At 57.4% G+C, this 22,395-nt stretch carries 15 protein-coding genes and 2 pseudogenes; 3 read left to right on the forward strand and 14 right to left on the reverse strand.

Features of this window, described 5'->3' with window-relative positions; genetic code table 11:
* Positions 1–944 precede the first annotated feature (944 nt).
* The 3 genes from ABIB90_RS37435 to ABIB90_RS37445 all read right to left on the reverse strand — a co-directional run bounded on the left by ABIB90_RS37435 (position 945) and on the right by ABIB90_RS37445 (position 5,181).
* A complete protein-coding gene (locus ABIB90_RS37435) occupies positions 945–1,727 on the reverse strand; it encodes an SDR family NAD(P)-dependent oxidoreductase (protein ID WP_354202510.1) in 783 nt (260 codons plus the stop codon).
* A gap of 161 nt (positions 1,728–1,888) precedes the next feature.
* Positions 1,889–3,175 carry an 8-amino-7-oxononanoate synthase family protein gene (locus tag ABIB90_RS37440; protein WP_354101786.1) on the reverse strand — a complete coding sequence of 429 codons (1,287 nt, stop codon included), beginning with the start codon at positions 3,173–3,175 and terminating at the stop codon, positions 1,889–1,891.
* 863 nt (positions 3,176–4,038) lie between these two features.
* The gene (locus tag ABIB90_RS37445) at positions 4,039–5,181 is read right to left on the reverse strand and encodes an IS4 family transposase (protein WP_354202511.1); all 1,143 of its coding nucleotides are present in this window, start codon (positions 5,179–5,181) and stop codon (positions 4,039–4,041) included.
* 68 nt (positions 5,182–5,249) lie between these two features.
* Here ABIB90_RS37445 and ABIB90_RS37450 point away from each other — a divergent pair.
* Positions 5,250–6,010: pseudogene (locus tag ABIB90_RS37450) on the forward strand (IS5 family transposase).
* 790 nt (positions 6,011–6,800) lie between these two features.
* Here the strand turns inward: ABIB90_RS37450 and ABIB90_RS37455 are convergent.
* The 7 genes from ABIB90_RS37455 to ABIB90_RS37485 all read right to left on the reverse strand — a co-directional run bounded on the left by ABIB90_RS37455 (position 6,801) and on the right by ABIB90_RS37485 (position 14,506).
* On the reverse strand, positions 6,801–7,532 hold the full coding sequence (locus tag ABIB90_RS37455; protein WP_354101788.1) for a hypothetical protein: 732 nt from the start codon (positions 7,530–7,532) through the stop codon (positions 6,801–6,803).
* Between the two features lie 553 nt (positions 7,533–8,085).
* Complete coding sequence (locus ABIB90_RS37460; RefSeq protein WP_354101789.1) at positions 8,086–8,976, reverse strand: crotonase/enoyl-CoA hydratase family protein; 891 nt, start codon at positions 8,974–8,976, stop codon at positions 8,086–8,088.
* 62 nt (positions 8,977–9,038) lie between these two features.
* Entirely contained in the window at positions 9,039–9,428 is a 390-nt protein-coding gene (locus ABIB90_RS37465) for an aminotransferase class III-fold pyridoxal phosphate-dependent enzyme (RefSeq protein WP_354101803.1), read from the reverse strand.
* Complete coding sequence (locus ABIB90_RS37470) at positions 9,356–9,736, reverse strand: PLP-dependent aminotransferase family protein (protein WP_354202512.1); 381 nt, start codon at positions 9,734–9,736, stop codon at positions 9,356–9,358. Before ABIB90_RS37470 ends, ABIB90_RS37465 begins: the two co-directional genes overlap by 73 nt.
* 415 nt (positions 9,737–10,151) lie before the next feature.
* Positions 10,152–10,334 (reverse strand): hypothetical protein, encoded by a 183-nt coding sequence (locus ABIB90_RS37475; RefSeq protein WP_354101791.1) that lies wholly within the window; start codon positions 10,332–10,334, stop codon positions 10,152–10,154.
* Positions 10,335–10,589: 255 nt separating this feature from the next.
* On the reverse strand, positions 10,590–13,004 hold the full coding sequence (locus tag ABIB90_RS37480) for a CaiB/BaiF CoA transferase family protein (RefSeq protein WP_354202513.1): 2,415 nt from the start codon (positions 13,002–13,004) through the stop codon (positions 10,590–10,592).
* 614 nt (positions 13,005–13,618) lie between these two features.
* A complete protein-coding gene (locus tag ABIB90_RS37485) occupies positions 13,619–14,506 on the reverse strand; it encodes a LysR family transcriptional regulator (protein WP_354101794.1) in 888 nt (295 codons plus the stop codon).
* 104 nt (positions 14,507–14,610) lie between these two features.
* Here ABIB90_RS37485 and ABIB90_RS37490 point away from each other — a divergent pair, with 104 nt between their 5' ends.
* Positions 14,611–16,110, forward strand: a complete 1,500-nt coding sequence (locus ABIB90_RS37490) for a CoA-acylating methylmalonate-semialdehyde dehydrogenase (protein WP_354202514.1) — start codon at positions 14,611–14,613, stop codon at positions 16,108–16,110.
* A gap of 93 nt (positions 16,111–16,203) precedes the next feature.
* Here ABIB90_RS37490 and ABIB90_RS37495 read toward each other — a convergent pair whose 3' ends face one another.
* The 3 genes from ABIB90_RS37495 to ABIB90_RS37505 form a co-directional block, all read right to left on the reverse strand.
* Positions 16,204–17,274 carry a zinc-binding dehydrogenase gene (locus ABIB90_RS37495; RefSeq protein ID WP_354202515.1) on the reverse strand — a complete coding sequence of 357 codons (1,071 nt, stop codon included), beginning with the start codon at positions 17,272–17,274 and terminating at the stop codon, positions 16,204–16,206.
* Between the two features lie 732 nt (positions 17,275–18,006).
* Positions 18,007–18,732: a GntR family transcriptional regulator gene (locus ABIB90_RS37500; RefSeq protein ID WP_354202516.1), complete on the reverse strand. Its 726-nt coding sequence runs from the start codon at positions 18,730–18,732 to the stop codon at positions 18,007–18,009.
* A 206-nt stretch (positions 18,733–18,938) separates the two neighbouring features.
* On the reverse strand, positions 18,939–20,651 hold the full coding sequence (locus ABIB90_RS37505; RefSeq protein ID WP_354202517.1) for a thiamine pyrophosphate-binding protein: 1,713 nt from the start codon (positions 20,649–20,651) through the stop codon (positions 18,939–18,941).
* A 212-nt stretch (positions 20,652–20,863) separates the two neighbouring features.
* On the opposite strand from ABIB90_RS37505, the gene ABIB90_RS37510 reads away from it, so the two are divergent.
* The gene (locus tag ABIB90_RS37510) at positions 20,864–21,622 is read left to right on the forward strand and encodes an SDR family NAD(P)-dependent oxidoreductase (protein WP_279668184.1); all 759 of its coding nucleotides are present in this window, start codon (positions 20,864–20,866) and stop codon (positions 21,620–21,622) included.
* Positions 21,623–21,839: 217 nt separating this feature from the next.
* Here ABIB90_RS37510 and ABIB90_RS37515 read toward each other — a convergent pair.
* Positions 21,840–22,293: pseudogene (locus tag ABIB90_RS37515) on the reverse strand (nuclear transport factor 2-like protein).
* Positions 22,294–22,395 lie beyond the last annotated feature (102 nt).

Raw genomic sequence — 22,395 nt, forward strand, 5'->3', positions numbered from 1 at the left:
TGCCCGTAAGCACCACACCGTTCTGGAGAGCCCAGCACCGGACGCTTTCGGGTTATGAGAGCTGACACACGACTTTCCCCATGCATGTCTTCTGATCCACCTGCTCGCCTTCGCTGATTCTCGACCGACCTGCTGAACGGAAGCTCCGTGGAGGCAGCAAGGACCGTGCCGCCGCGCAATGTCTCGAACAATTTCGCTTCGACACGACAGGCGACGCTTTCAATGTGATCTATCTCAAGCGGCGAGAAAGCGCAGCTAAAGGTATACGGGCATTGTGAGCCGTGAAATGCACTCTCTGTTCCCCTGCGCCATCAGAACCCTCCGCTGCAGGAGATGGGACACAGGCCGCGCTACAGAGACGAGATGCCCGACAAGTTCCGCATATTGAACGGACCCGACGCCCTTCATCAGCCGTTCGAGAGTGCTAGGAACAGTCGTGAAGGACCACCTACGCTTCCTCGCCCGATCACAGGCCGCTGGGACCATTGGCGTGCAGGCGCTCGTATGCCGAACCACTATCATCTCGAATCCGATGCTGGACTTCAGCGTCTGAGATCCACCAGGCAATTCCTGCATCTTCAACGCGACATTCCTGTCCGGTAGAGCGCACAATGCTGGAGTCCGACACAAGCCTCGGCGCCGTTCCTCCAGTTCCATGTCGGTCTTCGTCAAATTGGAAGATGTTACGCAAGTGAGATGCAGCAGCACATTATTGCTAATGCATCTCCACCGGCAGCGATCAAGCTGTCGTCTTTCTAAAATATTCGCACCGATTCCAAGCACGGCTTCCCCTTTGGGAAATCATGGCACGGCCAAGCCGACGACGTCAGTGGCCGGAGAAGTTGTAGTGCTTGCATCTTTGTAGATTGTTTTTCGTGGCTGATCCCATCCGAACTCAATCTAGTTCATAAGGAACGCTACTGCGCCGCAACGACGCTCATCAGCTAGGCAGCGAACTCGCCACCCGTGATATCGATCGTCGCACCCGTAATAAAGCTCGCCTCCGGCGAGGCCAAAAAAGCAGCGAGGTCCGCAATCTCTTCGGCCTTTCCGAAACGACCGACAGGAATCCGGCTGAGAGCGGAACGGTTCACCGCCGCGTCTGCCGGCCCAGTTAGATCACTGAGAACCCGACCCGGGGCGATACAATTCACCGTAACACCGTATGGCGCGAGATCACGGGCAGCAGCGCGGGTTAACCCGACCAATCCCGCTTTCGATGCAGCATAATGCGGACCTGCGATCAGCGGCACGGCGCGACCCGCCAGAGAGCCGACGTTGATGATACGTCCATAGCCGTTTGAAATCATTGATGGCGCTAAGAGACGCATTAGAAAGAACGGGCCGCTTAGATTGACATCGATGACTTTTGCCCATTCCTGAGACGACATTTGCGAAAGCCAGGGAACGTTCTGGTCCATGCGCTTTGGAGAGATTCCGGCATTGTTTACCAAAGCCGTGATTACCCCCCACCGTCGCCGAATCTGGTCAACAAACCGGGTCACCTCAGTTTCCTGAGTGACGTCGACCACCCCCGCACATAGGCGCTCTTCCGAATAGCCAAGGCTTTCGAGCGCATGCTGCACGTGCTTCGCCTGTGTCGCCACGAAGGCCACTCGATAGCCATCCGCCAAGAACCGCCGCACGATCTCAAGTCCGATGCCGCGTGCTCCTCCAGTCACGAGGACAACGCCCGGATCACCTTCTCTCAGCTTTCCTGTTACCATGGTTCCGACGATCGAAAGGAGCGCCTTTCGTTGCGCTCAGGGGGATGACCTTCGAAAAGGAGCACAGTGTCCACAGCTAAATGAACGCTCATGTCCTCGTCGCAGGCGTACATTATTCCAGCTATCCTGCCTCGTGGACTCCCTGCTGGCGACTGGTCTTATTACTGCGCTACGGTCTTTGCTGCTTCGTCGAGCCTGGCCTGGTGTACTCTGTCTAAAATGCAGTCACACAGCCGTTCTATGTCGCCAACCTGATGATCTGCCGTAACACACACTCGAACCCCTGCCTTTCCTTGGGCAACGGTAGGAAAGAAGATCACCGAGGTGTAAAAGCCGGCGTCGAGAAGCTCTCGTGCCACTGCAATCGCCTTGGCTTCCGATCCGATAGAAACCATTCTGATTGGAAGTGAACTGCCTTGCTCGACCGTCGCTACACGAGCGTCAAACACCTTGATCCGTTGCCCCAACTGCCTCTGACGTTCGCCAAGTTCTGCCGAGCGGTGGATTTTACAAGAGCCCAGCGCCGCGCCCACTGCCGCCAAATTGGGGGCCACCGAGAATGCATAGGGAATAGAGTAACGTCGAAACAGAGCTTCCTGCTCTGCCGTTCCTAGCATCAACATGCCGCCCGATGCTCCGAATCCCTTGGCGAGCGAGGCTGCTATGATTGTGCGATCGCCTAAAGCTTCCGGGAACTGAGTGCGAGCAAATCCTTCGCCATGGCGTCCGAATAGCGATATGCCGTGAGCATCGTCGATATACAAAAAGAGCCTATAACGTTCCTGGAGGTCGCGCAGCTCCTTGATGGGCGCGTTTCCACCCATCGAATAGACACCATCGCAAACATAGGCAACTACCGGGTGTTTACGGCACAAGCCTTCAAGAGCGTCAATATCATTGTGCGCAATGGTTTCCACGCGCGTTTCATCCGCAACGACCGGCTTGTGATACGCGAGCGATAGGTGCGCGTTGCGATCAAACACGACCACCGGCTTCGCGCCTTCTGTCAACATGCCAGAAGCAAGAAGGGGCATGGCTCCGAGATTAGCGAGCATGACGGTTGAAAAGGCGATTACACGCGCGCAGAACATTTCCGACAAATTGGCCTCAAGCTCTGCCAGGAAATCGAAATTGAGTCGCGTTCGTGCGCAAGACCAGTGCAGCGATCGATGTGCCTCGATCGCGTCGATCGCGCCAGCTACGATCGTAGGATGATTGTCCAGCCCCAGATAGGAACACCGTACAAAATCAATTATCTCCCGCCGACCATCAAGTGGACCGGTGCCTAACGCAAATGCGCGTCCGGTCGTAGAACGTCCTTGAACAGCCATGAGACCAGCGGTATGAGCTGCATCAAAAAATGACCTGCTCTTGTTGATGACGTACGCGGTGTTCCGAAAGTGCACTTTCGGGCGACCACCTTCAGGAGGCACGATTTGTTCCTTCATGTCGTTCTCATTCCCTCTGCAGGCGTGCGCTCCAGCCTGGTGAAATTAGGTACAGTACGCGGTTTGGCGAAGTCGGGGAGACTCTCTACATATCCCGAGGAACAGCCTTCTCGTATCTTCAGAGATGCGAACTTACCCATGGCAGGGCAATCTCGCAGCTACTAGATCAAATAGGACGCTGTAGTGCTCAACGGGCGGCGACTGAGCGCCGTCTTTAGAAGTGAGCTATCAAGTCGCTCTCCCGTTTTTGAAGCGGAGGGCGCTGCATCGTTTTATCGACACCTACCAGTCAGCGCTCTGGTTGGCTGCACCAGGAGAGGGAGTTTTTGCGGTGCCGTCCAACCGATGCAGAGTTATCACGACAGATTGTCGCATCTGCGAGCGCACGCTTCTGTGCCGTCCCGAAAATTCGAAGAGTCCAGAGATCTCTCGCACCAATCAACGATCGCTACACGCTGTCTATAAGCTTGCCCCGCTTGCAGCGACAGGATTCGCGCGAAGCCATTCTGATCTGCAAATACGCAACCAACTGGATGCCAGGAAAGCCGTCGGCCACCGCCATATTTCGAGCTCGAAGGAGTGATCGCTTTCACCTCTACCGAAACGGCAGATTGCAACCGGCGAGGTCCGCGCCAACGCTTGCAAGCCCGTGCAATTGCTTAGCCTTCGTTGGCACCACGAGTAGTTCCTCTATGTTTTCCAGCAGACACTCGATGGCTGTCTAGAAAGCCTACAAATACATCCACGACCAACTCAGCGTCACGAGTCATGGGTGTTGACATCGAAGCAGCGGCGCCGTGCGGGAACATGATGCCGTTCTCCACAAAGACGTCCGCAAGGTACGCATACGGCGAAGCTTTCAATTACCCACAAATTCTCCTCCGACCATGACACCTAGCGCTATGTCGGTGAGGCGTGACAGCCCGCGCCACAATGACGGTATTGCCGGGTGGCCGATCGCTGGCGCGGGCGAGATAACCGCCGAGCCGGGCGACCTTGATCAGATAACGCGAGAGCGTTTTCCGTCTTGCTTTTGGTCTGTCGTTGACGAGGCGATCGAGCACGCCGATGGTCGCGGTCAACGCGAGGGTTGGCGGCGCGTCTGGAGCCGCACGGTTGAGCATCGTCATCCAAAAGACCCGCCAACTCAGGATGCAAAAGAGCGGGATCAGATTGGTCAGACGCTGGGCGGTCCTGAGCTTTGACTCCTCAGCTTTGCAGCCTGATTTGAGTATCCTGTGGAACTCCTCGATCTTACATCTCAAAGCATACCATTCCAACTTCCCAATGGCGTCGGTGCGGGAGCTAACAGGCAGATTTGTGATCAGCTTCCACTCGATTTTCTTTCTATTCTTCGGCGTCACGCGTTCTTCGGCATGGATCACCGTCAAGATCAGCGCGGGATAGCGCTTCTGCTTTCCGATCGGCGGCAGGACGCGAAGCTTGCGATATCTGATCTCGAGGACGGCTTCATCGGGATCGCCGTTGTTGTTTCTGACGTCGATGCAATGCAGCCCTTTGACGGCGACCTCGTCCATTTCGTCGGCGATCGTGTGATCTCCATCCCCAGCCAAACGATCAACGCAGGTCCTAATCACGAAATGCGTTCCGGCTTCTCGAGCCGCGCAGAACAGCTCATAGATGTCGCTCTCGCGATCACCGACATGGACGCATCGTCCCGGATCGCCCAGCAGCTCCGTGGATTGACGGACATTGTCCAGCCAGCGAATGCTCTCCTTCTTCTCGATGGGAACACGCGTCGGATTGATCTTCTTCTTAAGCGCGGCGGTCCCCTTGAATTTCTTCCGGGTCCAGAATTTGACGGCCGTCAGTCCAAGCGGCAGCCCTTCGGTCGTCACCGCCAAGCTCGAGTGCATCAGGATGCCGCAAACCGTGTGCGATCTCAGGCGGCCCGCCTTGTCCCGGCCGCTGTTTATGCGCTTGGTGATCCCGATCGCGTCTGGGTTCTCTCTTTGATAGCTGAACTCGGTCGTATCATGGAGCACTAGGGTCTGTACCTAATTAGCGAGTTCTGATTCCCTCGTGCCAAGTTGATTCGGCACGGGGGACTTCGATGCGCAAAGGACTGTTCTGGCTCAACGAGAAGCAGTGGGCTCAGATAGAGCCGCATCTGCCAACGAACCAGACCGGCCCGGCGCGCGAAGACGATCGACGCATTATCAGCGGTATCATTCACATGCTCCAGTGCGGCGCACGCTGGCGCGATTGCCCGTCCGACTATGGCCCTTACACGACGATCTACAATCGGTTCAATCGCTGGGCTAAGCGCGGACATTGGCAGGCGATCTTTGAAGCGCTCGCCCGCTGCGGCAAGGACCGAGTGGCTTTGTCGATCGACTCCACCTCGATCAAAGCGCATCGCTCGGCGAGCGGCGGAAAAGGGGGGAGTGTGAACAGGCGATCGGCCGCTCGCGCGGTGGGCGGACCACGAAAATCCACGCGCTGAGCGACCCTGATTGCAAACCTTGCGCATTTCATCTCACTCCGGGACAAGCCGCAGACATTGCCGCAGGGCCGGCCCTTTTGAAGCTCGCGCCGCCCATGTCTTCCCTCATTGGGAACAAAGGCTACGATGGCGACGGCTTTCGCGCCGAAATCGTCAATCGGGGCGCGAAACCCGTCATTCCAAACAAATCCAACCGGGTAACCCTCCACAGCTTCAGCAAGCGCCTCTATAAAGGGCGCAATGTTATCGAGCGCTGTTTCTGCCGGCTCAAGGATTTCAGGCGTGTTGCTACTCGCTACGACAAACTTGCCAGAAACTTCTTGGCCGCCGTCCACCTCGCCGCTCTCGTCGCTTATTGGATCAATTGAGTCTGAACCCTAGAACGGGACCGTCGGTGGCAATCGTGCGCTCACGCGTCGATTGAAAGTGGCCGGCCAGAATGTCCGCCTCACTCAGCGAGCTCGCGATCAAACCATGCATCGGCTTCTTCGTCCATTGGCACCGCCCCCTGCGAATCGGTGCCAGACAAGGAATCACGGTCGATTCCTGCGATGCAATAGTTGGTGCGCTCCCTCAGCCCGTTCGACTAAATGTGGGTAATTGAAAGCTTTGGCGGAGGGATACTCCGCAAGCTGCTTCATGAGTTTGGATGCGCTGGGCGAGGGATAGGCTTTGCGATTGTCATTCGGGGCCTTCGGCCATCGGATGAATTCGAAATAGGGAGGCCGCTCCAGCGACAGAGAGCGGCGCCCTCGTTTTTGAGATAGCTCGAGCAATCCGTCCCGAACAACATAGCAAGCTCGTCAAAATTTGCGAAAGCCGCATGATCTAGATGCTTCATCGCGGCAAGAGCAGCTGTTATAGACAGAGGATTGGCCGAAAACCTCCCGCCTCGAGAAGTAGAGGTCCGCCCGCTGAGGCGTCGAATACTCTCATCACCTCCTCCCGCCCTCCAATTGGCAAACCGCCGCCGATGATCTTGCCCTTTGTAAGGAGGTCCGGAACAAGGTCATACAAGGCTGAAGCTTCCCGGAGAGTCTGCCGGAGATTCATAACCTCATCAGCAATGACTAGAATGACGTTCTTGCGCGCCGTATCCTAAACCGCTGCAACCGGAGCGCTGATAGGCACGCGGCTAGTGTGGCATATTGCCTGTCTTTAGCAATGTAGTGCCGAGACTCCCCAGCACAATGCCACCTCGCTTCTCTCGTGGCGATTGACAAGACATTCCAACTCTTCACCAGTTAACCAGGCAAGTAGATCGTCGGCCACAATATCATCTTGTATCAGATGCAGCACCGATCCGCCTGGCTCACAATGCAAATGCCCGTACTGCGCAAGAACGCCCTTAGACAGTAGCCAGCGCTCAGGAAGTCCAACGAGGAAGTCGGGAGCCCACATTGAGAACGACACGCCACGCAACACGGCAGCCATGATCTCAGGCATGCGCTGTCCTCGAAAATCCTTGCGCAACCAGAAATCCCCGTGGTACGCCACTTTTCCCTTAATCTTCTTCGCACTGGGCGCCGTGCAACTACAACGATCCTCAGGGTGTGCCTGTGTCGCAGGATCAGCATAGAATGCCTTCAGGGATTCAAGATGCTCTGCAAAATTGCTGTGCGAAAGGTCAAACAGCCGCGCAGCCTGCACAAGCGCGACTTCATCGTTCTTGTCGAGGCCGATCATCCAGTATCCCTCACCTAGTTTAATGGACGAGCGATCCGGGCGGAAAGTTGGATATGTCGGCGCTTTAGTCGGAAGCGCTTTTGTAATCGATACATATTTGTGAAAATCGAACCCGATCGAAAGCTTGATACCTTTCTGAGCAGCGGCCTCGTCATATCCTCGAAGGAAGCGCGAGACGTTCAAAGGGTTAACTAGGCGTTTCATCTGCAAACTATCCTGTTGTGATCAGCCGCGCCACAGACTGAACGGCAAGTTCACGATACAGGCTGGTCATGGATCAGACCACTACCAACTCCGGTAAGGACGACGGAGAACGAGGAAATGGAGTTGGTACGATTAACATCAGGCGAGCTACGACATGACTCGCAGGTGCACAGGTCAATTCGGGCAATCGGCTACGGCGATGATGTGTCAGAAGTCACCTCAAATATGGCGCTTTGGTTACTCGGCATACGTGAGAACAACGGCATTCCAGCGTTAGACTGCTACAGCACCATCCTTCCCCGAGTATAAAAGCATTCTGAACGCGCTTGTTTCGCGAAGGTAGCGCGTGAGATCCGGCTGAATTCAAAGACAATCAATCGCGGGCCCGCAGCTCCTCTGTTTTAGAAAGCCGAACGCGTTGTTCCGCTAATCGAAAGGCCTGCTTAAGCTTCACTCCAAGGGGGGTGTCTCTGTTTTTGACCGTTTTATTCAAGCGTCACGTGTAGAAGGCGGTCGAGCAGTCACGATAGGCCGAACAACGAAGGATCAATGGTTATCGGTACTCCCGCTCAGTCCACCATGGAAAAAAGTCCGGCAAATCGGCCGGTACCCTGTCTTTGAACACCGCCGGCCGTTTTTCCAGGAACGCCATGACGCCTTCCTTGGCGTCGGCGGAGCGGCCGCGCGAATACATGCTGCGGCTTTCGATCTTATGGGCTTCCATCGGATCATCGGCGCCCAACATGCGCCACATCAGCTGCCGGATCATCGTGATCGAGACTGGCGATGTCTTCGACGTGATTTCGTGAGCGAGGGCACGCGCGGTCGGCAATAGTCGATCGGCACGCACGATCTTGCTAATCAGGCGGCCGGCAAGCGCTTCCTTCGCCGTAAATATCCGCCCAGTGTAAGACCACTCGAGTGCCTGTGCTATGCCGACGACGCGAGGCAAAAACCAGCTAGAGGCGCCTTCTGAGACCAAGCCACGCTGGGAGAATACAAACCCAAAACGTGCGGCGCCGGACGCGATCCGAATGTCCATCGCAAGCTGCATGGTTACGCCCATGCCGACGGCAGGTCCGTTCACAGCAGCGATCACAGGCTTGAGAGACCTGAAGATTCGCATAGCAATTTTGCCGCCTCCGTCGCTGACTGAGGGATCGCTGTAATCCACCCTGCCATCGGGTAACCGCTTCACTGGCCCGCGCCGCACGTCACGATCGAACGTATCGGCTCCAAGGGAAAGGTCGGCGCCAGCGCAGAAGGCGCGGCCTTCGCCGGTCACAATTATCGCGAGGACGTCACTGTCTCCGTCCGCACGGTCGAAGGCATCTACAATTTCGCGCTCCATAAGGGAGTTGCACGCGTTTAGCTTCTCCGGCCGGTTCAACGTAAGCGTGAGGATTCGCTCGGCAATCTCATACTTGATCGTCTCGTACGTCATAGCATTTCTTTCACCTATTGGAGACCCAAGTCTTGACCCAGGTCACGACGGCCTCTTCTGTTTCAGCGCTTCGTCAAATGAATGCTCAATATCTCGAGACCATCATTCAGTGTTTCAGAGTCGATCGTGAGTGCAGGCAGGAATTTCATAACCTGATCGACAGGCCCGCATCGTTCAACAATCAATCCTTTTTCGAAGGCCTTGCATGCGGTAGTTGCTGCAAGTTCTGGCAATTCACAATCAAACCCCAAGGCCATTCCGCGTCCTCGAACGGAAAATCTGTTTCCATACTGGGTCGCTATGGCCTCAAGTCGATGGCGCATAACTTCTCCCGTTCGCTGAACTCCGTGTGAGAAGATATCGTCGCGCCAATATAGATCTAGTGCTGCCGTTGCAGATACGAGCGTGAGGTTGTTTCCTCGAAATGTGCCCGTGTGCTCGCCTGGCGGTATTGCAGATCACGTCTTCGAAGCATGAGAGAGTTGAAAATCTCCATGAACTCCAGCTTCGCAGGAGTGGCCATGTCCAGGCCGTGGATTACGGCATCCGATGCCAGGTAGTCGGCAATAGCAGCTTTGATCCGGTGATTGTTATGGCCGCAGTTGAGAGTTCTAGCACCGCAGAGGAAGTCGACGACCTTTCGGCCATCCTCCGTCAGCATGATTGAGCCGCACGCTCGGGAGAAAATGGCCGGAAACGAACGGGAATACGCGCGCACGCGAGATTCCAGCGCTTCCAACGTTTCGATGTTGCGTGACACGCTTGTCGCTCCAGCCATGTGTCGCCCTCCAACAAGCGAGTGGTTAAACGAATGGGCCCGCCCTAACTCAGCATGATCACGCAGTCCCGAGGGCTTCCTCCCAGGTTAATTACCTGAGAGGGGGGGACAAAGAAGCTACCAGGGCTTGTAGGGCGCTGTGGGCAAGAGCCTGGCATGACTTGTCATTTAACGGATGCTTTCAACTTCGGACAATTGGACATCTTCATGAAAAGGCACCTTCGAACTCGGGGGTCGCCATGCGTGATTGCATAGTTTTACGGCCGGCCTGGTCATCCCCTGAAGCGGCGAGCCTGCGACTGCAAGCCCCGCTGTTTATATGAACAATGCCCTGGGTTTCTGAAGTCGCTGCAACCTCAGTTGCTAGAGCAGACAAAGGTCCACGCCGCAAGGCGCCTCATCTGTACGCATGCGCTTCCGCAACAGCCTGCATTGGCGCAGATAACATCGACGTCTCGCCGATGTTGTCGGGCGAGCGGCCGCTCGTGTCTTTGCTCCGGCTCGTCCATTTCATCAGGCGCGGGCGATTGATCAGAAGCGCTTCGGCAATCGAGCAAAACGCGCTCATGGGCATCGGCACGTCTCAAGGCTCCTCGGCGGACCTCTTCCAAGTTGGGTTGTGTCACCCATAGCCGGCCATCTATGCGCAGTATCGGCGGTCATTCCAGATATCGCTCCCTGGTAGTCCTGCTCCGATAGCAAGCACGTGCGAGCAGCATACGAAGCGGGCTTTGCAGAATACCTGTATGACGGACGGCCGCTCCAGCAAGCGTCGGTGTTGCGATCGTGACATCGCGCGGTCCTCTCAATACAAGGTGAGTCCAGGATTTGTGAGTTACGCCTTGGAAAGCATCGATGTACCAATAATTTGATCCCTGGCCAATTGCTCGATTTCGGTATCGGAAAGCCCAAGAAGCGCTGATAGGATTTCTACGTTATGTTGACCGAGGGTCGGCGCCGCCGTACGGATCGGATAGGGGGTCGCGTTCTCACGAATTGGTATCGAGGGCTGCGGGTGCAATCCCAAGAAGGCGCGATTCACTTCCTGCAGAAATGAGCGCGAGCCGAGATGCGGGTCCTTGAGTATATCAATTGGCAGGCGGGCTGTACCCGCCGCAACCCTTACCGCCTGCAACTCAAACATGGCCTGATCCGCATCGCGGGCGGCGGTCCAGCTTTCGATGCCTCTCTCGATATCGTCCTGGATGGCGCGGCGGGCTTCGGGTGACTTCAGAGATGGGTCCTTGGCCCAGTCCGGTCGGCCGATAAGGGTGGCAAGCCTCTGCCACATGGCCGTGTCCGTAGCCGCTACAATGATCCAGTTGTCCTCACCCGCACATCGGAAACAGCCGTGTGGAACGTGCTGTGGATGCCGATTTCCATACTTGGTCGGCGGCATACCACTGATCGAGTGAACCGTCATCCATGGGGCTAGGAACGGCATCATGCATTCGATTTGCGCCAGATCAATGAATTGGCCTTGCCCGGTTTTGCGGGCGTGAATCAACGCGACCAGAACTGCAGCGCAGCCATTCAACCCGCCAACGGGATCGCCAAAAGCGATGTGGCTCATGACTGGCAGGCCACCGGCGCTTCCGATCACGCCAGGAAGTCCTGAGCCCTGCTCAAGAGTCGAACCGTACGCCCGGCACTCGCGATGGACGCTGTTCGTGCCAAAAGCCGACATCGACATCATGACCAGCCGAGGGTTGAGGGTCTTGAGCACCTCGTAGCTAAGCCCCAGCTTCGGCAGCACGTTGACTGAATAGTTGGCGACGGCAATATCGGCTCCTTCCAACAACCGCTTCGCAAGGGCAAGGCCCTCCGGACGCTTCAGATCGAGCGTCATGCCGCGCTTGTTGCGGTTCATAATGCAGAAGCACGGCGCCTTTTCGTACATCTGATCTTCCAGGTAGCCAGGGGGCCTATCAACGCCACGCCACCAATCCGGATATTGGATCGCCTCGATCTTGATGACATCCGCACCAAGATCAGCCAGTGTGCGCGTACATAATGGTCCTGCCCAACCCATCGTGAAGTCCACCACGCGGACCCCTTGCAAAGGGAGCGGGTACGAATCGGTAAAACCCGGCAATGATTGCGGAATGTTCGGCTCGGCTGGTCGTACATCACCACGACGCTGTTGTTCGCCCACCTCCGGAACCTGTCCTCCCGGACGTGGCGGTGTCAACGTAAGCCGCTGCATCGAGCCCACGGTCCTTCCCACCTCTTCGCCAAGGCGAACACGCACGACTGCACCGCTGGCTATCTTTTCTGCATCCTGGAGCAAATCCGATACTTGGGGCACCGGAACGATTGGCAGTTTGCGTTTCAGTCCTTCTGCAAACCACTGTTGGGCTGTCCGCATCTTCAGCCTCGGGATAAACTGTCGATCGATATGATCCATGTGCTGCAGACGACCTTCATTAGAGGCAAGATCTGAACGATCTCGTAGCTCAAAGAGGCCAAGCATTTCGCAGAAGTCGCGCCACTGTTTTGGAGTTACGGTCGAAACGCCGAGCCAGCCTTCTTTTGTATCATAAATGCCGACCGGGAAGTTCGGCCAGAAGCGATTAACGCCGATCCGACGCATCACATCGCCGCGGGCAAATGCCTCGAACATCAGATACTCGGTCGGAGCGAGGATCGCTTCGAAAATGCTGAGTGACCACGACCGAGCCCCCCCACCCTGCATTCGCGCAACCGCCGAAGAAGCCGCCGCGATGAAGCCCCATAGACCGGCTAAAATACCCGCCTGAAAATCCGGGGCGTGCGACGGCGGGCCTTCGGGCGGGCCGACCAGCTTTACGAAACCGGCTAGTGCGCGCACCGTAGAATCAGTCGCGGCAAATCTCGCATACGGCCCCTCGCTGCCGAACCAGCTGGCTTGGAGATAGATCAAGCCGGAGCGTCGTTGCCGGATGGCAGCAATATCGACGGCCGGGCAGTCAGCGGCATCAACATCGCGTCCATCGATCAGAATGTCGCACTCTTCAATCAATGCTGTCAGCCGTCTGATCGCATCTGGGGCCGTGGGATCAATGATAACGCTGGACTTGTTGAAATTCAGGAATGCGAACCATGCGCTCTGCCCACCGGGTGTAAGTGGCGCGCTTTGGCGAAGTGGATCACCTGCCGGCGGCTCGACCTTTTGAACATCGGCGCCGAAATCGGCGAACAACCGCGCGCAATAGCTGGTCCCGGCTGAGCTACCAATTTCGACGACCCGCAGATCGGATAAGACTTCCATCGTAAACTCTATTTTCGGGCGATGGTGACGCTTCGAACGTGATTGGCCGCCGCTTACCAAGAGCGCGGCCTACCCTATTCTTGACTGATGTGAGAGTGAACCACTGGTCTACGCCAGACATAAACGACTACCGCTACATGTGGATCAATGACTTTCCCGATCCTGAGCAGCTGTCACTACGTCGCGTCTTTGGCCGATGGATCTAAGCCACCTTTCTTGCAGTAGATACGTTTACTCGTTAATCGGCCACGAGCTCCATCTCATCAGAAAGCCGCACTGCCGGCTCGATATTTACATCTCACGCATACTCAATGGTTTGCGAAATGACTAAACCATTGACTTCACCGCTCGGACAGCTACCAAATCAGATAGAGATGAGGTCCGCAGCAAGCGCCTGGTAATCGCGCCAACTACATCGCTTCAAAATAGATTTCGCTTCGCTGCTCGCGTTTACCTATCCCGACCATCCAACCTATGGCGTACAGTTTCGCCCGAATCTATTCTGACCCAACCAGGGGAAGGAATCGGTCAAAAACTTCCTTTCGCATAAGTGTGAACTTCGGCGCGAGAAGATTGTAGACCAGGCGGGGGGCTACCAAGGTGGCGTAATCCGGTTAGTGCGCATCAAAGCTGGGGCGATACGATTTTACAGAAGCCACTATGAAGCGATGAACTTCCCGAACTCGCCGCACGTCGTGGGTATCGGGATGCGAGGTGAGCCAGTAGCTTCGAACGAACCGCACATCAGGGAGCAGACGCTGAAGCTCCGGATAGCGGCGGGCAGCATAGTCGTGCAGGATGCCAACACCATGGCCGCTTCTCACCGCTTCCATTTGAGCAACCACGCTGCCACACTCGTAGCGGCGCGACATCAGCCGACCGAGTGCTGAGGCGTAGTCCAGAGCCCTGCTGTAAGCGAAATCCTCAACATGCGTGACGAACAACCGGCCCGTCAGATCGGACTGTTTCCCGATTTGGCCTTCGCGCGCGAGATAGCTCTTCGCGGCATAAACGCTGAGCGTGTAATCGGTCAATTTCGACAAGATCAATCGCCCCTGTTTCGGCCGATCGAGAGTTATTGCAATGTCAGCTTCTCGGCGGGACAATGAAAAGGTGCGTGGAAGCGGCACCAGTTGAATGATCAGACCGGGATGTTTGGCCGCGAGTGCCCCGAGCTGATCTGCCAGAAAGTAGTTGCCAAGTCCATCCGGCGCCCCAACGCGCACAGTGCCAGTGATCGCTTCAGCAGCGCCTCCGATACTGGCGCCCACCTTGAGCAACTCGCTTTCGGCGCGTTCCGCTGCCACGACGAGGGCGTCTCCCGCCGCTGTCAACACGCAGCCGGAAGTATGGCGCTCAAGCAGCTTAACGTTGAGACTCCTTTCCAACGCCGTGACCTGGCGAGCAACTGTCGCATGGTTCAGCCGCAAATGCTTTGCCGCTTTCAAGAATTGCCCAGCACGCGCGACTTCAAGAAAGATCCGAACGCTTTCCCAATCCATCGACTACACTTTCTGCACAACGGAGTCGCGAATTTGCCCGTTGAGGCGCAAATCCATGCATCCATTATGAGACGCGATCAAGCGGTTTACAGAGGAGCACTGCCGTGTCGGCAACCATTCGGAACTTCATCAATGGCGAACTGACGCCAGGACGGAGCGGCAGGACTTCGCCGGTTTTCAATCCTGCAACTGGCCAACAATCCGCGACGCTCGGATTGGCTTCGGCAGATGACGTGAGAACTGCTGTAGGTGCCGCGCGTGCCGCCTTCCCGGCCTGGGCCGCTACCCCTCCCCTCCGACGAGCCCGGATCCTCAACCGGTTCCTGCGCATTTTGGAAGAGCGGACCGACGAACTCGCCCACGCCATCACAGCCGAACACGGCAAGGTGGTTTCAGATGCCAAGGGTGAAGTTCAACGCGGAATGGAAGTAGTGGAGTTCGCCACGGGCGCATCGCAGCTCTTGAAGGGTGAAATTACGGAGAATGTCGGTACGCGGGTTGACAGCCATTCGCTGCGGCAGCCATTGGGTGTTGTGGCGGGCATCACGCCATTCAACTTTCCGGCCATGGTCCCGATGTGGATGTTTCCCGTCGCGCTCGCCTGCGGCAACGCCTTCATTCTCAAACCATCCGAGCGCGATCCGTCTGCTTCGCTGATCCTGGCGAAATGGCTCGAGGAAGCAGGCCTGCCTCGTGGCGTCTTCAATGTCGTGCAGGGCGACAAGGAAGCGGTTGACGCGCTTCTTACCCATCCTGATGTTGCAGCCGTGAGTTTCGTGGGTTCGACGCCAATTGCTCGCTACATTTACGAGACCGCGACCCGGCACGGCAAGCGTTGCCAGGCGCTCGGCGGTGCCAAGAACCATATGATTGTCATGCCGGACGCCGACATGGATCAGGCGGTCGATGCGCTAATGGGCGCCGCTTATGGCTCGGCCGGCGAGCGTTGCATGGCCATCTCGGTCGCTGTCCCGATCGGCGAGACGACTGCCCAGCGCCTGATCCAAAAGCTGGCCCCGAAGGTACGCGCGTTGAACATCGGGCCCGGCACCGATGCCGATGCCGAGATGGGGCCCTTGGTGACCAAGGAGCATCTCGAGAAAGTTCGCGCCTATATCGATGCGGGTGTTGCCGAGGGAGCGGAGCTCGTGGTCGACGGGCGCGACTTTAAGCGTCAGGGTTATGAAGACGGCTATTTCATCGGGGGCACGCTGTTCGACCGCGTCACGACAGACATGAAAATCTATCGAGAAGAGATCTTCGGTCCGGTTCTAGCGGTCGCTCGCGCAAACTCGTATGATGATGCAGCGGACATGATCAACCAGCACGAATTTGGCAATGGCACAGCGATCTTCACCAGGGACGGCGATGCGGCCCGGGAATTCGCTCATCAGATTCAGGTCGGCATGGTCGGCATCAATGTGCCGATTCCGGTTCCGATGGCATTTCATTCTTTCGGCGGCTGGAAGGCATCTCTGTTCGGCGACCACCACATGCATGGCCCGGAAGGCATTCGATTCTATACCAAGTTAAAGACAATCACGACGAGATGGCCAACGGGTATTCGGGCCGGAGCCGAATTCGTGATGCCGACGATGGAATAGTCCTTTCGGGTGCTCCAGCAATTTGATTGCGGGCAGCGGCCGCGCTTCAAGCGGTCGCCGCTGCACCGCTCGAATGGAGCGGACCTCGCCGAATCAGGCTACTGTCCCGAATGGACCTTGACGGGACTTTCCAGGCCCACGGGCTCCAAGCGTCGGGTCGGGACTTACCTGCACCAGCATCTTGCCGAAATTGTCGCCGCGTAGCATTTCGGCGAAAGCGGTCGGGATGATCTCCAATCCATGGCGGATGTCCTCGCGGTACTTGACCTTACTGGCCTTCACTAAGGGGGCGAGATACGCCAACATCTCCTCGTGCTGTCCAGCGAACTCGCTGACGGAGAGATTCCTTACCCTGACATCACGCGCCTTGAAGAGTGGTTCACCTCTTTTCATCAGTGCGGCGCGTCTATCGACGCCTCCGTCCTCGTCGCCATAATGCGCGATGAGGCCGCAGATGGTCATTCGCGCGGCCTGATTGAACAGCGGAAGCACCGCCTCGAATACCTTGCCCCCAACATTTTCGAAATACACGTCAATGCCCGCTTGGCAAACCGCGGCGAGATCGGCTGACAGAGTGGGCGAAAGATGGGAAACGCACGCATCGAAGCCCAGATCATCAGTCGCGAACTTGCATTTGGCCTCGCGCCCAGCGATCCCGATGACCCGCGCGCCCCGCTGCTTGGCGAGCTGCCCCGCGATCTGGCCGACGCCGCCTGAAGCCGCCGACACCACCACTATCTCGTTCGGCTGAGGCGAGGCCATCAAGTTCATGCCGGCGTAGGCGGTCAGCCCCAGCAATCCAAGCACGCCCACGGCTTGGGAGATGCGCCCGACCGACGGATCGAGCTTGCGCGGGACCATGTAGCCCGGCCGCCAGACTCCCTCGCCCATGAGCGCATATTCGGTCCAGCCGTTGGTGTTGAAAACGAAATCGCCGGCCGCAAATCCGTCCATCCGGCTCTCGATGATCTGCGAGACGGTGCGCGCATGGCAGGGCGCGCCTTCTGGCCCAGTGCGCTCCCGATGGTAGTACAATTGATATGGGTCGAGCGACACATAGATGGTCCGCGTCAGCGCCTGTCCCAAGGCGGGCACCGGGACTGCCCCCTCCTTCAGCACGAACGTGTCCTGCTGTGGCCATCCCGTCACCGGCTCGTCCGCCAAGGTCCAGTATCTATTTCTCACGCCGTCACTCCCTTGTGGGCACCGCCCTGATGCTTGAGTCTCAAGTCTGTCATCAATCGGTTGCCGCGATATCCCCCGACCGTGGAAGCGGGGCCTTCTACCATCGCAAACACATCGCTTCTAGCGCTCCAGTTCTCGGTTCCCTGATCAAGTCTCCGGACAACCGAGCAGGCCAAATGGGCGGCAGGCCGAACTCTCACAAACGTTGGAGCGCACCTGGATTCGGCTCGCACACGCTTCATCACATAGTACGCACTGAGCTCCAGTCTTTTAACTCCACCGCAATCTTTATCGAGTTCGATCTCCGCGATAAGGGACTAGCCACACGGCCTTCATTGCTCCACCGACACGTGGTCTCACGAAGCCTGATATAATTTTCGGCCATAATCGATGGTGACGCGGGTTATTCCGGCGCGAATGCCCCCAGCATCGTGTTGAGTTGTTCGCGCGAGGCGCAGCGGCGAGATTCTTAGTAAGGGGCAATGGGCTATGCTGGCCTGTTTGTGTCTCACCGTCCAGACATTTGAGGCCTTGCTGTTGCGACGTACCACCTATCTGAGGCATTTGCACCCCGCTCAAACCCGCATTGGATATGGTACACTAATGCTCGTGCTCATGGCAGCCACACCCGAGACGATCAGTTCGATGCGCGTGTTTTTTATACGTCGCCAAAGCGCCCTCGAACAGCGGGCCAATTGATGGAGCTGATCGTCAGTTCGCGCCGACAGATGTAATCGTTTTTCGTTTTTTCTTGTCTTCTGCCGGTTCGTTGAGCCTGACGACGGCTATCTCGAGATATTTGCTTGCCCACATGATGTCGTTTGCCAACGCACGCCGTGTGCCTGCACCATCTCCAGCAGCCAGGCTCGCGAGGATCGCTCGGTGCGGATGATCCTTCGCGGTTGCGGATGCACTGAAATCATTCAGCGTGAGAAGCGGACCAATCTGAACCCACAGGCTTTCGATCAACCCGCAGACGACAGGCAAGTCTGACGATCTGTAGATCCTGAAGTGAAATTCTTCGTTGATCGCGAGGACGGTCTGCACGTCGCGCTGCCGTCTTGCGAGCATCAGCTGCTCCTGCATCTTCTCCAGCGCGACGATGTCCCTCGCTGAGATTTTGTTCGCCGCAGCTTCTGCCGCACGCCCTTCTAACTCAATTCGAATGTCGCGAATTTCCCTGAACCGGGCCACGCTCAGGACTGGGACCATCATCGTGCGCGACTGATGCGGAACAAGGCCGCGCTCGGAAGCCAGCCGCAGAAGCGCCTCCCTCACGGGAGTGACACTAACTCCGAGCTCTTCGGCCAATGGTTTCAGAAGCAGCCGCTGCCCCGGCCGAAACCGACCAGCCATAAGAGCTTTGCGAAGCATCAGATATGCCCTGGCGTGTAAGTTGTCACGTCCGATGTGCAGCCAATCAAGTTCGGTGGGCATGGGGAGTGTGGATGAGGAAGCAGAGGAGTCCGCGTCTTGAGATCCCGCTTTTCTCATTTTCTGTTCGTTCCCGTCTCGACTGGCGCGACTTGTTACAGGCTGCCTCCTCACAGGCAAGTCCGTGTATCACGGCGGTGGGGAGCCACAAAAGAATAAAGGGGCTGCGTGGGCCCCTTTAAGGCATGTCTGGCCAGGGGAGTACCGGCCTAGCTTCCCGAGGGTGGGGTCCAGGGCAAGGGAGCGAGCGCCTCAAACTCAGTCACCACGTCGATGACGGCGGGCTTACCGGACCGGCGCGCATCATCAAAGGCCTTGGTTAAGTCACCGGGCTTCTCGACCCGCACGCCGAAGCAGTCGAAATCGCGCGCGATTTGCGCGAAATCCGTGTCTCGATAGGCAAAGATCTCCTCCTTGTTGCCTTCCCTTCCTTCGTAGGCAAGATCGATGTTTCTCCTGCCCTGTCCAAGGCAATGATTGTTGTTCACGATCGTGATTACGTTAAGGCCATATCGCCTGGCTGTTTCCAGCTCAGGAAGATGATACATAAAACCACCATCGCCGGTTAAGCAGACGACGGGACGATCTGGCATCGCGCATTGAACGCCGAGCGATGCCGGAAAAGCCCAGCCCAACGAGCCGGCGGCTCGCAGGTATCCCTGAGCCGGGTCGGTCAGATAGACGAGCGTGCCACTCCAGTGCGATGCGTATCCGGTATCGGCCACCAGCATTGCGTTCTTCGGAAGCCAGTTCGAGAGCTCCCGGCATAGACGCTCCGGCCTGATCGGCGTCGCCTCGGAGGATCGCGCGATCTCCGCTTCCGCCCGCCATTCGGCGACGTAATCAGCAACCTTCCGCTGCCAACCAGGTCTCGAACGGGATGGCAGTTCCGAGCCAAGGCGATCGAGAGCCGCTTTCGGGTCGCCCTGTACACCAACCGCTGCGGGGAAGTTGCGACCAAGCTCCGCCGGATCGATGTCGATCTGTACAATTTGCGCCTCGGGCGTTGGCAGCTTCCAGTGGTTCGTAATCATGTCCCCGGTATCGCTGCCGACGAACATGACAAGATCCGCATCGTTCAGGATCTTGTTTGCACAGCTGCGCGAGTAGGTCCCGGCCACACCCCCATTTTGCGGGTGGAACTCCGGAAGAGCGTGTTTTGCGTCAAGCGACATCACAACTGGAATCTGGTGATGTTCGACGAATGCCTTCAGGGCGCCCTCGGCGCCTGACATCATCAAGCCCGCACCTGCAAGGATCACAGGGCGCTCTGAAGCCGCGATTGCCGCCACGGCACGGCTGACCGATTCCGCATCCGGAGAAGGCCGGAAAGCTGGCACCTTTGCGTAGGTCTCTTCGGGGAAGATGCTAGCTGTGAATTCGGCAGCGCCAACGATGTCGCCCGTATAGCCGGTGATGTCGAGATGGACAGGGCGGGAGACACCGGTCGTCGCCTCTCTGAACGCTTGACGAAGGAGATGGGGCAATTGCGCCACCTCATCGACTCGACCTCTGAACTTCGTGACCGAGGCGTAAAGCGGCTCGTGCGGAAGCTCCTGATACGCGTTTCGGTACTGATAGTTGGCCGCGTGGCGCCCCGTCAACGCGACGACCGGTGCGTAGGCAAACCAGGATTCCTGGAGGGCCGCGGCAAGATTGGCGGCTCCGACGGATTGCGCCATGCAAACGGCAGGCCGTCGCAATGCGCGCGCATAGCCGTCCGCCATGTATGCGATTCCCTTCTCGGAGTGCCCGAGAATCCGCTTGATGCCGAGGTCTTCCATCTCGGTGAGCGCGCGTCGCAGAACGGCATCCATGAAGAAGACGTGCGAGATACCCTTCGCCTTGATGGTCTCGGCAATGAAGCGACCTCCGGTCATGCGGCGGGCCGGCTCAGCCTTCGACAACTTCAAATTGCTCATCTTGTCCTATCTCTCTGTCAGTTTGCCGTTGAAGCGGAGGCTCAGGCGGGCATTTAGCTTTCCCTAACGACCTACGGTCAAGCATGAACTCGCGTTGCGCGAGCTTTTTATATGATATAAGAAACGTGTCAATTCGCGACGGGCGTTCCCATAGGGGCGCTGGGCTGTGCCCGCGCGGCTCGCTTATGAGACAAATCATCGAAGGAGAGACCATGATCCGCTACGAACTGTCGGGAAAAAGAGCGCTCGTGACCGGTGCCGCTTCAGGCATCGGCTTGGCGACCTTGAAGCGGTTGGCAGAGTCGGGGTGCAGTGTTGCGCTGAACCACCTTCCCGACGATCCACGGGGCCCCGAGGAGGTGAGCAAGCTCCGGGCGGACGGTTACGACGTCTTCGGCGCGCCGGGCGCGATCGGTGATGGAAAAGAGACAGAACTCGTAGACCTTGCCCTTGACAAGATGGGAGGGCTGGACCTTCTCGTTAACAATGCTGGGACGCCGGGAGCACGGCAGTCCATTTCGTCGTCCGATCTCGACCTCATTACCGACGAGCTGTGGTCGGCGGTGTTGGAGACGAACCTCATCGGGCTCTTCCGATGCACCCGCGCGGCTGCCCCCTCGTTGCGGCAATCGAGAGGCGCGATCGTAAGCTTGGCCTCAGTGTCGGCCCTGACCTCGAGGGGATCTAGTTTGGCCTATGCGGCAAGCAAGGCCGGTATCATTGCAATCACGCGTCATTTTGCGCAAGGTCTCGCACCGGAGATCCGGATTAACGCAGTGGCGCCTGGCGCGGTTGACAGCACCTGGCAGATCGAGTGGACGGAAGCGCAGCGGCAAAGCTCGATTGAGCGAACTCCCCTGCGGCGCAGATGCGTTCCCGAGGATATCGCCGAAACGATCGTCTATCTTGGCTTTGCAGCGCCGATGATTACAGGGCAGACTATCGTCATCGATGGGGGCCTGACGCTGTAGCTACGGCGCGACTCGATCCTGAAGTTTTCAAATTCGTGGAAAACATTGTTTTACCTGGATCAAGTCGAATGAGGCAGCAGCCTCCGGTGTAGTAGCCTGAAGGCGGATCGTGGAACCCGACATCCTACCCTGCCGCGCAAGAAAGCTGGGCCGCTGACAGCAAAGTCACGCAAGCTGCGGCTTTCCCTCTCGCGATTGGTCTGCAGCTAACTCCTATCTAGCGCGCTTCCGTCACGCAGCCACTCGTGTTCGGCAGATGAATTGAGCGGCCGAGAGCCTGCTCGACGAGATCAAAGGTGTCGATGAGCCCGCGCATATTGATGAGCCGTGCGGCCTCGAATTGGGCGAACTGGGCAAGGCGCAACACAATTGGCTTCTTGGAATCGCGCGCCATCAGCGAGCAGCGTAGGATGGAGGCCGCGGGATTCAAGCCGAGTATGGTCATCTCGCGGTCGAAACCGCCGCACCTGAATAATGCCGGCCATGTTACGGATGACTTCCAGCACAGCAGGCTTGCCCTGCCGGCTGCCCAAAAAAGGAAACATGTCAATGGGACCGTAGAGCGCCCACTCAACATTGTCATCAAGCAGACCCTTGATGTCCGCAAAGCATTGATCGTTGATCGCGCGATGCAAGGCGCGCGAGAAGCGCCAGTAGCAATGCTCTGTCATGCGGGTACTCTCTGCAGGTCGGTCTTGAGAAGAGAAGCGGCTGCGTTGGCGTCCGTGCGGACGCGCCAAAACGTGATCCGATTTTCACTTTATTCGCGGAGT

The sequence above is a fragment of the Bradyrhizobium sp. JR4.1 genome (genome assembly GCF_040548605.1).
In the GTDB taxonomy this organism is placed as follows: Bacteria; Pseudomonadota; Alphaproteobacteria; order Rhizobiales; family Xanthobacteraceae; genus Bradyrhizobium; species Bradyrhizobium canariense.